Genomic DNA, 13493 nt, shown 5'->3' with positions numbered 1-13493 from the left:
TTGGATTTGACGTCTGCGTACGGGAATGCGCGTTTATCCGCCGAACAGGAGGCTTTTGACGATGACCGGCACGATATCCTCTCGGAGGGGCTCGCCTACATCGAGATAATCGCCTTCCTGCGGAACCAGCTGATCGAGGCAGACCAGCTTATGGCGCCAAGGTTCGCCGAGTTTGCCGAATAAGCGGTTGCCCAGCGCCTTGGCGATATCGTTGTCGCAAACGAGCAGAAGGAGCGACTCTTGCAGCCCCGCCGATCGGTAAGCCCCGATCAGCGCGTCGGCGATTCTCGTCAAACGGCGGTAGGAGATATAGCCCGGCGCGCGAAGGCCGAGGGCGAACGGCGGATCGCCCTGCTCCCGGCCATGCAGCGCGTACCCGCGGGCGACGGCTTCGGCCGCGGCGTTCGCCAAGAGACGGGCATCCGTCCCGGCATCGGCCGCTTCCGGCGGCCATTCGCAGACGACGACCGGCACGTTGCGCAGCGGCAGCACGCCCGGACTGCAATACAGCGTGGCGCCGCTGAGCGCCGCGCTCTGCGTGCCCGCCCCGATCACCGTCGCCCGCGCCGACTGGTCCGCGGCCCGCACGGGAACGGCGAAGGTCTTCGCCTGCTCGGCAAGACTCGCGGCCAGCAGCGGACCGATATCGCCGTGCTTTGCCGTCTCGGCCATGCTGCGAGGCGAAGGCTCCGCCATCAGAGAGCCGACTCCGCCGGAGATCCAGATTTCGTCCGGCCGGGGCAGTTGCAGGGCGGGCTGTCCGACGAATAGCGCCTTTGCCCCGGCAAGCGCAGCGGCCTCCCCGCATACGCAGCGGAGCAGGATGTCCGACATGGCCCGGCATAAGCGCTGCAGCTCATCGATTGAAGCTTCCGATCCCTCCGGAGGCAGCGGCGGGACGTCCCCCGAGCCGGCCGACCATTCCTTCAGGGCCGGGGCCGCGTAGTGCACGCGACCGCTCGGCTCCAGCCGCATCAGGCGTCCGCCGATATGGAACGTCGCCGTGGCAACCGGCTGTCCCCGGCGGAAGTAAACCGTATTGGCGGTGCCGCCTCCGATGTCCGCATTGGCGACGATGCCGTCGATCTCCAACGACCGCCGCTGCGCGCCGGAGCCTTTGCCGGCGAGCAGCGCCTCCAGATCCGCGCCGGCGGCAGCGGCCACGAATGGCCCGGCATGCCGGGCGAGCCCGTGCGCCAGCTGCTCGGCGTTGCGTTTCGTTGCCGTCTCTCCCGTGATCAGAACGGCGCCCGTGTGCACCTGCTCCGCAAGGACCCCCGCGGCGGCATAGCCTGCATCCAGCAGCGCGACGACGGCCGGAACGTCGATGGTTTCTTCGCCGCTTAGCGGAGTCGGATAGAGGGGGCTGACGTACGCGATCGTTCTGTCGGTAAGGTCATAGCTCGGCAGGGCAGATCCGTCGGAGGTTTGCGTCAGCTTCAGCCGCGACAGGATCCATTTGGTGGTGCTGGTACCGATATCGATGCCGACGCTGGTGATCCATTTCTCCACGATTCATCCTCCCCCGTTGACGGCGAGTCCGCTTATTCCGAACCACCCGTCTGATGCAAACGAAACAGCAGCGAAAGCTGCTTGGCGAGATAATGCGGCGTGTAGGGCATGCCGCTGCGGAGCCAGCAGACGATCGTGCCGATGAAGGCGGAGGAGCCGTACCAGATGGCGATGTCGGTCGGCACGTTGATCGTCGAAGCGGCCAGGGCGGCGTCGCGTTTCTCGGCCCTGCTGGCGATGAGTTCGACCATCAGCTTCATCAGGCGGTCGGTGAAGACAGGGATGCGCTTCGAAGCAAGCAGCACCGTGTAAAATTTCGCGTTGGCCGCGATGTGCTCCAGGATTTTGACCAGGATGGTCCAATCGGCGTCGCTGCCGGATCGGGACCGGTTCGGGATATCCCGCAAGATTGCCCGAAGGTCGTGGATCATGTCGTCCGCGAATCGCTCCATCATATCCGGAATATCCCGGTAATGCAGATAGAAGGTGACGCGATTGATGGTCGCGCGCCCGGCGATCCGGTTGACGGTGATTTTCTCGAGCTCCATCTCTTCGAGCAAATCGATAAACGCGTCGCGAATCAATTGGCGCGTGCGGATGACGCGCGGATCCGTCCGCGGCGATGATGTGGACATGTCGCTCCATTCCTTTCCCCGATAGGCGCTGCACGACAAATTCCGGCCGCCGTGTAAATGATGTTTCCCTTAGGCGACGGAACTTCGGCAAACGTCAATTAATCAACATTTTCCGAAAAGCTGTTGCTTGTGGATTTGAAGGAGCATGCTTATAATTTTCAACATTGAGTTCATTATACTACACAGTGTTAATTAGTTGCGCGTGATAGTCGAGCGATATTTTAGAAAGGATGGAGCATAATGAGTGAACGATTAGCGTTTGACAGCAGCGCGATCAAGAAAGGTCCGTTGCTGTTCGTCATGATTCTGGGGGCGTTCATCGCCGTGCTGAATCAGACGATCATGAGCGTCGCCTTGCCGGAGCTGATGGTCGACTTCGAGATTGCGGCGTCCACGGCGCAATGGCTGACGACGGGCTACATGCTGGTGAACGGGGTGCTGATTCCGATCACCGCGTTTCTGATGCAGCGGTTTACGACGCGGGAGCTGTTCCAGACGGCCATGTTGATCTTTCTCGGGGGGACCATCGTATCGGCCGTGGCGCCGAACTTCGACATGCTGCTGGCCGGGCGTCTGATTCAAGCCGCCGGAGCGGGCATTATCATGCCGCTGCTCATGAACGTCATCCTGACGGTGTTTCCTGCGAACAAGCGGGGAGCGGCCATGGGCATGGTCGGCTTCGCGATTATCTTCGCGCCGGCGATCGGGCCGACGATCGCCGGTTATGTCATGGAGCATTTCTCTTGGCGCACGATGTTCTACGGCATGATTCCGTTCGCGGTCATCGTCATTGCCTGCGCATTTATTTACCTGAAGAACGTGGCGGAGCGGACGTATCCGAAGATCGACATCCTGGGCGTCGTCCTCTCGACGATCGGATTCGGGGTGCTGCTCTACGGCTTCAGCAGCGCCGGCAGCAAGGGCTGGTCGAGCGCCGAAGTGATCGTATCGCTCGCCGCGGGCCTGCTCGCCTTGATCTTGTTCACGATAAGACAGCTGAACTCGAAGAGCCCGCTGCTTGATCTTCGGGCTTTCAAATACGGCATGTTTTCCTTGACGACCATTATTAATATTGCGGTCACGATGGTCATGTATGCGGACATGATGCTGCTTCCGCTGTATTTGCAAAACGCGCGCGGCTACACGGCCTTGGAGTCCGGCCTGCTTATGCTTCCGGGCGCGCTGCTGATGGGCGTCATGATGCCGGTGACCGGAAGGCTGTTCGACCGGTTCGGCGCGAAGTGGTTATCGGTCATCGGCATGGCGATCACCATCGTGACGACGATCGGCTTCGTGAACCTGACGGATTCCACCAGCTATACGTACCTGGTGCTCATGTCCACGGGACGGCGCTTCGGGATGGCGATGTTCCTGATGCCGATCACGACGGCAGGCCTGAACCAATTGCCCGCCAGGCTGAATGCCCACGGCACGGCCATCTCCAACACCATCAAGCAGGTGGCCGGCGCGATCGGCACCTCGCTGCTCGTCACGGTCATGACGAGCCGCACCACGACGCATCTGACGGAGATGATGGGTTCCGGCGGCGCGGGGGATACGCAGGAGCATATGGCCATGGAGGCTTCGATTCTCGGGATCAACGACGCGTATCTGGTCATTATCGGCATCGGGATCGTCGGCCTGCTGCTCTCTTTCTTCATTAAGCGGGCAACGCCGGCAGAGGAGACGGAAGCCCCGCGCGTCGCCATGGATCGCAAGCAAATGACCGGCTGAATCGGAAGCGCCCTTGCGCTTCCGCAGGTCGGGGCGCAAGGTTTTCATCTCGCAGGCACGGCATCTAACAGAGCTTCTCCGGTCGTTCGGACGGAGAGGCTTTTTTGCGTGCAGCGGCGCAATCGCCGATAAAACCCGGGCTGCGCGAGGGGCAACGCGAGGTTGCGCCGGGATTATGAGGCATGCAACCAACGTTCGCTTTACTTTTCGCTTGGGGTCTAACCATAATGGGAACAGATCGAGGAGAGGTGATTGCCGCCATGATTTTCGGAGAGAAGCTAAAGGGCGAGCGCAAGCGCAAAGGCTGGTCCCAAGAAGAGTTGGCCGAGAAGCTGCATGTCAGCCGACAGTCCGTGTCCAAGTGGGAAAACAACCAAAATTACCCCGGCATCGAGATCATTATTAACGTGAGCGATCTATTCGGCGTCACCATCGACGAATTATTAAGAAGCGACGAGGAGCTGACGAAAAAGGTGATCAAGGACGGCAAACGATTGGCCTACCCGAAGCTGAAATTCGCGTTCGACGTTTTATTTCTGCTCGGCTCGGCGCTGCTCGTCATCAAGCTGGCCGTGCTCATGCTGAACAAACTGACTTCCTTGGAGATCGGGATGGTCGGCGGAGGGTTTTTGTGGAATTTCGGACCGTTGCTGTTAATGGTCGTGGCCGGCATCGGTTCCGGAGCGGTGAAGGAAAAATATCGGGACGGGTAAACGGCGGGTATGCGGCTCTTTTTTGCGAACGCGGCGCTGCAGCCTTGCTTTAAGGGGCCGTTCCCGAACGAAGGGCACCCGAGCCGGGTGCCCTATAAACGCGTTATGGCGATAAATGAGGTCCTGCCGCGGAATCGTCCCTATCCCTTCGCTTGCAGCCGAATTTGCTTCTCGACGCGTCCGGCCAGCTCGGCCGATGCTTCGCATAGATAGCCGATGACGACGCGCCGCGTTTCGGGGGAAATCCCAACAAGGCCGGCGGCGAGATTATCCTCCAGATGTTCCTGCTGCACGCGATCGAGGGCGCGATAATACTGGCCGGCCTGCGTGAAATCGTCGGGCTTGGGCAGGTCGGACCGTACGAGCCGGCCCTCGACGTAGCGGCCTTCGCCGCTGGTGACTTGGGAAGCGGGCGTCCAGTTCGCCTGATGGTTGACGGGGACCTTGCGGAAATCGGGACCGATGCGGCGGCGCTGCGAATCCGCGTATATGTTGGCGCGTCCCTGCAGCATCTTGTCGTCCGACAATTCGCCGCCTTCGAGGAGATTGGACGGCGAGAACGCGAGTTTCTCCACCTGCTCCATGTAATTGTCCGGATTGCGGTTCAATACCAGCCGGCCGACCGGTACCAACGGATACTGCCGTTCGTCCCACGCCTTGGTGTCGTCCAGCGGATCGTAGGGAAGGACGGCCGCGTCCTCGGGGTTCATCAGCTGGACGTACAACCCGTACTCGGCGGTCTTCCCCGCAGCCAGGGTATCGTATAAATCTTGAGCGGCATAATCCGGATTCTCGCCGCTTAACTTGGCCGATTCGCGGCTGTCGATGTACTGCAAGCCGGCAAACGGAACCCAGTGGTATTTCACGTACGTGCGGACGCCCTGCGCGTTGCGCCAGACATAGGTGTTCACGCTGTGACCCGGGATGTGGCGGAAGCTCTTGACCGTGCCTGCATCCGAGAAGAGCCAGAGCAGGAAATGCGTCGCTTCGGGCGCCCGTGCGATGAAGCCCCAGAACCGCTCGGGATCCATGAGGTTGTTGACCGGCGAAGGCGACAAGGCTTGGACGGACTCCGGGAAGCGAATGGCGTCCCGCACGAGAAACACGGGGATGTGATTGCAGACCAGGTCGAATACGCCTTGGTCCGTATAGAACTTGGAGGCGAAGCCGCGGATGTTGCGCGCCGTATCCGGCGTGCCTTTGTTGCTGACGGCAAGGGAAAACCTTACCGTGACGGGAACCTGCTGGCCGGGCTGCTGCAGGAAGCACAGCTTCGTATGCGCCGCCATGGAATGCGCGGTTTGGAAGTAGCCGAACGCGCCGCAGCCTTTGACGTGCACGGGTCTTTCGAGAATCTTGGCATGCACGAACGTCTCCAGCGTCTCGTGCAGCACGCTGTCCTGCTCCAGCACGGGCCCTCGTTCGCCGACGGTCTGCGAATGGTACGCGGCCGGGATATCCCCCTTCGGCGGCAGGGAGTCATGACGCTCGGCGCGTTCGCTTGGTCCGGCTTGTTGCGGCGGGGCCGCGGACTTCCGGGGCACCCCGTTGTTTTCTTCCATCGTTCTACCTCCCGTGTCAATCAAGTCGATTCTTTTGATCTACTACTGTTTATGCTTGGCTTGCATGCCATTATGACGCGTCCGAAAGCGCCGAATGTAAAAGTTCAACAAATTTTCAAATTCCCCGTTGACAGCGTTCAAGAGCCGATGGTAAAGTGACACATATACTTTGATGAACGGAAAGGAGGGTTACGTACATGCGCAATCGACAACTGGTGCCAGCATTTCTGCCAACCGGCGGAGCATACACTCGCAATGGACGTAACCCTCGCGAAGACTGACGCAGCTGAAGCGGAGAATCGTGGATTCCCGCTTGGCAGGTCATGAGGCGCATGGTTACGGTGACGTAATCGTGCGCCTTTTTTATCGCACCCGGTTGGTTATGGCAGGTTCGAAACAGCCATAGCCCTGCGACCGGGTCCGGGCGTATCGCTTACGGCGGTACGTCTTTTTTTGTTCGGTAAAAGTTAGAAAGGTTGTTGATACCGCATGTTTGTCGTACTGAAGAAATTAAGCTGGTTTTTCAAATTGCACTGGAAACGCTATACGCTCGCGGTCGTGCTGCTGACGATCGTGGGGATCATGGACGTCCTTCCGCCCAAGCTCATCGGCTCGGCGATCGACGGCATCCAGCAGGGCACGATGACGACGCGCGGGCTGATGGAGCTGGTGTTGTTCTGGGGCGGGCTCACGGTCGCCGGTTATCTTATCACCTGCGTCTGGTGGTCGCTGCTCTTCGGATCGTCCTTCATGCTCGAGCGCACCCTGCGTTCGCGGCTGATGCGGCATTTTCTGAAAATGACGCCCACGTTCTACGAGCGCAACCGTACCGGCGACCTGATGGCCCGGGCCACGAACGACCTCGGCGCGGTGTCGCAGACGGCCGGCTTCGGGATTCTGACGCTGATCGATTCCACGTTGTTCATGCTGACGATCCTCGTCATGATGGCCGGCGTGATCAGCTGGAAGCTGACGCTCGCGGCGATGCTGCCGCTGCCGATCATGGCGCTGATCATGCAGCATTTCGGCAAGAAGATTCACGAGCGCTTCACGGAGCAGCAGGACGCCTTCGGCAACCTGAACGATCAGGTGCTCGAATCCGTGTCCGGCGTGCGGGTCATCCGCGCGTTCGTGCAGGAGGACGCGGACCGGAAACGGTTCAGCGCGATGACGGACGAAGTGTTCGGCAAGAACATCGCCGTCGCCAAGATCGACGCGGTCTTCGAGCCGACGGTCAAGATCCTGGTCGGGATCAGTTATCTGATCGGCCTGTGCTACGGGGGCGTGCTCGTCTTCCGGAGCGAGATCTCGCTCGGCGAGATGGTGTCGTTCAACATGTTCCTCGGGATGCTCATCTGGCCGATGTTCGCCATTGGGGAACTGATCAATATCATGCAGCGGGGGAACGCCTCGCTCGACCGCATCAACGAGACGCTCGGCGTCAAGCCGGATGTGAAGGATGCGGAAGCACCGGTGCCGATGCCCGTGCCGGAGTCGATCGAATTCAATGCCCTGACCTTCCGGTACCCGTCCTCGTCGGTCGACAATCTGGTCGACATCTCCCTCAAGCTGGTCCGGGGCCAGACGCTCGGAATCGTCGGACGAACGGGGAGCGGCAAGACGACGCTGCTGAAGCAGCTGCTTCGCGAATACCCGATGGGTCAAGGCAGCTTGACGGCAGGGGACGTGCCGCTCACAAGCATCGAGTTGAATCAGATCCGCAGCTGGATCGGCTACGTGCCGCAGCAGCCGATTCTGTTCAGCAAGACGATTCGCGAGAATATCGGGTACGGCACCGCGGACGGCAAGATGGACGAAGAGCTCCTGGGCAAGGCGCTGGAGCTGGCCGCTTTCCGCAAGGATGTCACCTTCCTGCCGGAGGGGCTCGAGACGCTGGTCGGCGAGAAGGGCGTGGCGCTCTCGGGGGGACAGAAGCAGCGGGTCAGCATCGCCCGGGCGGTCATCGCCAATCCGGAAATTCTGATGCTGGACGACGCCCTGTCCGCCGTGGACGCCAAGACGGAGACGGAGATCCTGCAGGGCATTCGCAGGGAGCGCGCGGGCAAGACGACGCTCATCGCGACGCACCGGCTGTCGGCGGTGCAGCATGCGGATTGGATCATCGTCCTGGACGAAGGACGGATCGTCGAAGAGGGCGTGCACGAGCAGCTGGTAAGGAACAAGGGCTGGTACAAGGAGCAGTATGACCGTCAGCAGCTCGCTTCCGTCGTGGAAGCATAAGCCAAACCTTTCGCTGCTAACGGGTTTTCGATAAAAGCAGATATGGATGAAAAGAAGGTGACCACCCAAGTGGGCAACAACGGCAAACGATTATTTCAATACGCATGGCAGTACAAACGGCCGATCCTCCTGGCGCTTCTGCTGCTCGCGCTGGCCATCGCCGCGGAGCTGGTGGGGCCGTTCCTCGCCAAGCGGATGATCGATACGAATATCATGGGCATCCAGCAGCCCTGGTACGAAGCGGAACCAGGAGAGGCCTACGCCGTACCTTACGACGGCGCTTGGTATAAGAGAACCGACCACTGGAAGGACGGCGAAGAGCGGGGCCGCGAGGTGCGCGTGCTGCAATCCGGGCGGACGTACTACTTCGTCGACGCGGCGGACGTACCGGATCAAGGGGCGCGAACGTTCGGGAACGGGCAGGTGACGATTACCGCGCCGGACGGCGGCACGCGGCAGTTTCCCGCCGACCGCTTGAGCCGAAGCGAGACGTACGCGTTCTTCAAGCCGGAATTCCGGAGCATCTTCACGCTGGCGGCGATCTATGTGGGCTTGCTGCTGGTAGGCGCCGGGCTGGCGTACGGGCAGCGATACCTGCTGCAGGTGTCGGCGAACCGGATCGTGCGCAGGATGCGCAACGACGTATTTCGGCATATCCAGGAGCTGCCGGTGCAGTATTTCGATAATCTCCCGGCGGGCAAAGTCGTCGCCCGGGTGACGAACGACACGGAAGCGATCCGCGAGCTTTACGTATCCGTGCTGGCGAATTTCTTCTCCGGCATCATTTACATGGTCGCCATCATCGGCGCGCTGTTCATCCTGGACGAGACGCTGGCGCTCATCGCGCTGCCGCTGCTGCCGATCCTGTACCTGTGGATCGTCATCTACCGCAAGTTCGCGTCGCGCTTTAACCACGTCATCCGCTCGCGTCTGAGCGACATCAACGGCATGATCAACGAGTCGATCCAAGGGATGCCGATCATTCAAGCATTCCGCCGGGAGAAGGAAACGATGGCGGAATTCCACGAGATGAACGACGAATACTTCCGGTATCAGAACAAGCTGCTGACGCTGAATTCCGTGACGAGCCACAACCTGGTGAACGTGTTCCGCAACGTGATCTTCCTCCTCGTCATCTGGATGTTCGCCGGCGGCTCGCTGGGAGCGGCGGTATCGGTCGGCATCCTGTACGCGTTCATCGATTACATGAACCGGATGATGCAGCCGATCGTCGGCATCGTGAACCAGCTGTCCAATCTCGAGGTCGCGCGGGTCTCGGCGGAGCGCGTGTTCGCGCTGCTCGACGAGCCGGGCATCGCGGTCTCGGAGCAGCGGATGGCGCGGTATCGGGGCAACGTCGAGTTCAAGGACGTGTCCTTCGGGTACAAAGCGGGCGAAGACGTGCTGAAGAACATCAGCTTCCAGGCGAAGCAAGGCGAGACGGTCGCGCTCGTCGGCCATACCGGCTCGGGCAAGAGCTCGATCCTGAACCTGCTCTTCCGGTTCTACGACGTCGACCGCGGCTCGATCACGGTGGACGGCATCGACGCGCGCGACTTGACGAAGCAGCAGCTGCGCGAGCATATGGGCATCGTGCTGCAGGATCCGTTCCTGTTCACGGGAACGATCGCCTCGAACGTTAGCCTCGACGATCCGTCGATTACGCGGGACAAGGTCGAGCAGGCGCTGCGCGACGTCGGCGCGTACGAGATGTTCATGCAGCTGCCGGGCGGCTTGGATGAGCCCGTGATCGAGAAGGGGAGCACGTTGTCCGCCGGACAGCGCCAGCTCATCTCGTTCGCCCGGGCGCTGGCGTTCGACCCTGCGATTCTGATCCTCGACGAGGCGACGGCCAGCATCGATACCGAGACCGAAGCCATCATCCAGCAGGCGCTGGACGTGCTGAAGCGGGGGCGTACGACGTTCGTCATCGCCCACCGGCTGTCGACCATCCGCGCGGCGGACCAAATTCTCGTGCTCGACCGCGGCCGGATCGTGGAGCGGGGCAATCACGACAAGCTGATGGCGTTCGGCGGCAAGTACTACGCGATGTACCAGCTGCAGCAAGGCGCAGCGGTCGAACTCGGCGCCTAAGGCGCATCATTCGATACCGAAGGAGACTTCCAGGTGAGCAAAGCATTAACCAAGGCGCTTCCGATAAGCGCGACCGTCTTTCCGATCTTATTCGCGATCAGCATCGTCCATCTGTTGAACGATACGATGCAATCCACCGTCACCGCGCTGTTTCCGATTTTGCGCGACTCGATGCACCTCAGTTACAAACAGATCGGATTTATCGCCTTTGCCATGAACGTGACGGCGGCCGTGATCCAGCCCCTCGTCGGGATGGCTGCCGACCGTCGTCCGCGTCCGACCATTTTGCCGATCGGGGTATGCTTCACGCTGGTGGGCGTCGTCGCGCTCGCGCTTGCGCCCGAGTACGCGTACTTGGTGCTCGCGGTGATGATGATCGGCATCGGGTCGGCGATCTTCCATCCCGAATCCTCGCGCGTCGCCTACATGGCGGCAGGGGGGAAGAGGGGGCTGGCGCAGTCGATATTCCAGGTCGGCGGCAATATCGGAGGCGCGCTCGGACCGATCATGAGCGCGGCGATCTTCGTGCCGCTCGGGCAGATCAGCGTGCTCTGGTTCTCGATCGCCGCGATCGCCGCGATCGTCATCCAGAGCTTCGTCGCGCACTGGTACGGCCAGAACGCGCTTCAGCCGCGCCCGGCTGCGCCTAAGGCCAAGGCGGCTTCCGGCGAGAAGAAGGAGAGCGCCGCGGGATGGAGATTAACGCGCAAGCAAGTGACCTGGGCGATCGTGGTGCTCGTGTTCCTGGTCTTTACGAAGCATATATACATGTCCAGCATTTCCAGCTTCTACAGCTTTTATCTGATCGATCATTACGGGGTCTCGGTGTCGCACGCGCAGCTGTTCCTGTTCGCGTTCCTGGCGGCTTCGGCCGCGGGCACGTTCTTCGGCGGCCCGCTGGCCGACCGCTACGGACGGCGGAACATCATTTGGTTCTCGATCCTCGGCACGGCGCCGTTCTCCATTTTGCTCCCGTACTGCGATTTGGCATGGACATGCGTCATGTGCGTTTGCGCCGGATTCATCCTCTCCTCGGCGTTCTCGATCATCGTCGTGTTCGCGCAGGAGCTGCTGCCCGGCAAGGTCGGACTCGTCTCCGGGTTGTTCTTCGGCCTGGCGTTCGGCATCGGCGGATTGGGCTCGGCCGTTCTCGGCTGGGTGGCCGACGCGACCAGCATCGCGTTTATCATGAAGCTCTGCGCCTTCCTGCCGCTGCTCGGCATGCTGGCCGTGTTTCTGCCCAAGGACGAACAGGTGCGCGCGCACCATGCGGATGCTTAAGCGAGCTGTCAGAGAAAGGGGTTTCCCGTCACGCGGGAAGCCCCTTTTCGGCGTTTGGCCGCTGCTTGCCCGGCAGCGGCGATAGAAGGAGCTTTATCGGCTTGGCACCGGGCTCTATGATTCGGTCAAGCTCAACGATAATCCAAATAAATCGCTCGAGCTTCATTCATAATTCATAATTATTTAATAGTTGCGTGGTACGATGAGTTCATGTTACTAATCAAGGGGAATACTAATACGGACGGCTATCCTTACATCCCACGAGCAGGGCGTATTCGCGCGCAAGAAAACGCAGGGACTGGTTGAGAGAGATGTATTAGGAGGAATAGCGAGTGAAGATCTTAATAACGTCGGATACTTATTCCCCTATGATCAACGGCGTCGTGACGTCGGTGAAAAATTTGTACCACGAATTGAAAAACGGGGGACACGACGTTCGGATATTAACCTTGTCGCATTGCGGCCGCGAGACGGTGGAAGGCGACGTGTACTACGTCAAATCGATCCCGGTCGGCGTGTACCCGGATGCCAGAGTCAAGCTCCCCTTCTATAACAAGCTCATCCAGGCCATCATGGACTGGCGCCCCGAGATCATCCATTCCCAAACCGAATTCTCGATGATGCTGGCATCCAAATACATCGCCAACAAATTGAACATTCCGCATATGCATACCTATCACACCATGTACGAGAATTATTTGGACTATTTCCTGGGCGGTAGAATCATCAAAAAAAACCTGTCGGCCAAAATCACGCAGCGGATGCTGAACAGCTTGGACAGCGTAATCGCGGCAACGGACAAAACGAAAAACAAGCTGTTAAGCTACGGCGTCAGCAAGCCGATCTTCGTCATCCCGACGGGCATCGAGCTGCGTAAATTCCAACAATCGTTATCGGCGGAGGATAAGCGCCGGATCATGCAGGACCTGCAGATCGCTCCGGAGGATCGCATCATCGCGTACGTCGGACGGATAGCGGAAGAGAAGAACATCGGCGAAATATTGACGGTGCTGCCGGACGTCATCAAGATCGCCCCTAACGTAAGAATGCTGATCGTAGGCGGCGGGCCGTACCTGAACAGCTTGAAGGAACAGGTGGAGCATCAAAAGCTGGAACGCCACGTGATCTTCTCCGGCATGGTGCGTGCGGACGAGGTATACAAATACTACAAAATGGCCGAGATTTTCGTGAATGCCTCGACGTCCGAGACGCAGGGATTGACGTATATCGAAGCTCTAAGCAGCGGATGCCCCGTCGTATGCCGCTATGACCCTTGCATTGACGGCGTCGTCGAACAAGGGAAGAACGGCTATTCCTACATGGATCAAGGAGAATGCGCGGCGTTTATCGCCGAGATACTCGGAGACGCCGATCTAAGGGACAACATGAGCAAAGAAGCCGTCCGGAAATCGAACGAGTATTCCAGCGGCGTCTTCGCGAATCACGTGCTGGACAAATACCGCAGCACGATACACGACAGCAAGGAAGTCGCGATTCCGTTGGCGCGGTTCACGATTCCCAAGATCCTGAGGTCCAAGAGGAACAAGATCAGATCCTAGCGACGGTCTCGCCATCCCCCTCGCGGTCGACAACGCCATGCGTTGCTGCCGGAGGGGGATTTGTCATGGGCGAAATCGCAGGCGCTTTCATGGAGACGAATTCACGGAGACGAAGCGGCTTACGGCCGTTGTTCGGCGAAGTCCGGCGAGCCGCGGCGAGCC

At 60.0% G+C, this 13493-nt stretch carries 9 protein-coding genes; 6 read left to right on the top strand and 3 right to left on the bottom strand.

What is annotated here, in order from left to right:
* Positions 1–33: 33 nt before the first annotated feature.
* Positions 34–1512, bottom strand: a complete 1479-nt coding sequence (locus AC50YL_RS30555; RefSeq protein WP_494837022.1) for an ethanolamine ammonia-lyase reactivating factor EutA — start codon at positions 1510–1512, stop codon at positions 34–36.
* Positions 1513–1544: 32 nt separating this feature from the next.
* Positions 1545–2147, bottom strand: a complete 603-nt coding sequence (locus AC50YL_RS30550) for a TetR/AcrR family transcriptional regulator (protein ID WP_494837020.1) — start codon at positions 2145–2147, stop codon at positions 1545–1547.
* 240 nt (positions 2148–2387) lie between these two features.
* Between AC50YL_RS30550 and AC50YL_RS30545 the strand changes: the two genes are divergently transcribed.
* Positions 2388–3881, top strand: a complete 1494-nt coding sequence (locus tag AC50YL_RS30545) for a DHA2 family efflux MFS transporter permease subunit (RefSeq protein WP_494837018.1) — start codon at positions 2388–2390, stop codon at positions 3879–3881.
* A 260-nt stretch (positions 3882–4141) separates the two neighbouring features.
* A complete protein-coding gene (locus AC50YL_RS30540; RefSeq protein WP_494837158.1) occupies positions 4142–4594 on the top strand; it encodes a helix-turn-helix domain-containing protein in 453 nt (150 codons plus the stop codon).
* A 140-nt stretch (positions 4595–4734) separates the two neighbouring features.
* On the opposite strand, the gene AC50YL_RS30535 is transcribed toward AC50YL_RS30540, so the two are convergent.
* Entirely contained in the window at positions 4735–6156 is a 1422-nt protein-coding gene (locus tag AC50YL_RS30535) for a catalase (protein WP_494837016.1), read from the bottom strand.
* Positions 6157–6645: 489 nt separating this feature from the next.
* On the opposite strand from AC50YL_RS30535, the gene AC50YL_RS30530 reads away from it, so the two are divergent.
* The 4 genes from AC50YL_RS30530 to AC50YL_RS30515 all read left to right on the top strand — a co-directional run bounded on the left by AC50YL_RS30530 (position 6646) and on the right by AC50YL_RS30515 (position 13331).
* Positions 6646–8397, top strand: coding sequence for an ABC transporter ATP-binding protein (locus tag AC50YL_RS30530; protein WP_494837014.1), 1752 nt, complete (start codon positions 6646–6648; stop codon positions 8395–8397).
* Positions 8398–8454: 57 nt separating this feature from the next.
* A complete protein-coding gene (locus tag AC50YL_RS30525) occupies positions 8455–10491 on the top strand; it encodes an ABC transporter ATP-binding protein (protein ID WP_494837012.1) in 2037 nt (678 codons plus the stop codon).
* A 33-nt stretch (positions 10492–10524) separates the two neighbouring features.
* Positions 10525–11772 (top strand): MFS transporter, encoded by a 1248-nt coding sequence (locus AC50YL_RS30520; RefSeq protein WP_494837010.1) that lies wholly within the window; start codon positions 10525–10527, stop codon positions 11770–11772.
* 332 nt (positions 11773–12104) lie between these two features.
* On the top strand, positions 12105–13331 hold the full coding sequence (locus tag AC50YL_RS30515; RefSeq protein WP_494837008.1) for a glycosyltransferase family 4 protein: 1227 nt from the start codon (positions 12105–12107) through the stop codon (positions 13329–13331).
* Positions 13332–13493: the final 162 nt, after the last annotated feature.

It is taken from the genome of Paenibacillus sp. J22P277, from assembly GCF_059383675.1.
Note: the sequence above shows the minus strand (reverse complement) of the source record. Positions and strands in the feature narration are given on the sequence as shown.

What these genes read in the sequence shown, in the direction of transcription:
- AC50YL_RS30550 (WP_494837020.1), bottom strand. Translation starts at nt 2,147, where the DNA reads ATGTCCACATCATCGCCGCGGACGGATCCGCGCGTCATCCGCACGCGC.
- AC50YL_RS30545 (WP_494837018.1), top strand. Translation starts at nt 2,388, where the DNA reads ATGAGTGAACGATTAGCGTTTGACAGCAGCGCGATCAAGAAAGGTCCG.
- AC50YL_RS30540 (WP_494837158.1), top strand. Translation starts at nt 4,142, where the DNA reads ATGATTTTCGGAGAGAAGCTAAAGGGCGAGCGCAAGCGCAAAGGCTGG.
- AC50YL_RS30535 (WP_494837016.1), bottom strand. Translation starts at nt 6,156, where the DNA reads ATGGAAGAAAACAACGGGGTGCCCCGGAAGTCCGCGGCCCCGCCGCAA.
- AC50YL_RS30530 (WP_494837014.1), top strand. Translation starts at nt 6,646, where the DNA reads ATGTTTGTCGTACTGAAGAAATTAAGCTGGTTTTTCAAATTGCACTGG.